The organism is Pseudomonas sp. EA_65y_Pfl1_P113 (assembly GCF_963970525.1).
GTDB classification, from domain to species: Bacteria; Pseudomonadota; Gammaproteobacteria; order Pseudomonadales; family Pseudomonadaceae; genus Aquipseudomonas; species Aquipseudomonas tritici.
Genome location: NZ_CAXAQM010000759.1, coordinates 1 through 243 on the forward strand (window position 1 = coordinate 1; position 243 = coordinate 243).

Annotated in this window: 1 protein-coding gene; it reads left to right on the forward strand. The window is 51.4% G+C overall.

The annotated features are described in order from the left end of the window. The coding region (locus AACY52_RS32055) for an IS3 family transposase (RefSeq protein WP_339561650.1) at positions 1–88 on the forward strand (88 nt) is incomplete at its 5' end. Positions 89–243: the final 155 nt, after the last annotated feature.

Consider the following 243-nt stretch of genomic DNA (forward strand, 5'->3'; position numbering starts at 1 on the left):
CATACACTACTACAATCATTCGCGAATCAGGCTGAAGCTAAGTGGCCTGAGCCCTGTGGAATACAGGACTCAAGCACGGCGGGCATAGAAGGCGTCCAACATTTCGGGGTCAGATCAAATTTAAGTGGACACCAGTTCTAGCCTTTTAAGCGGGTATTTCATGCAGCCAACACGCCGTTCCTATTCCAAGTCCTTCAAGGCACAGGTCATTCAAGAGTGTGCCCAGCCCGGCGCTTCGATTGC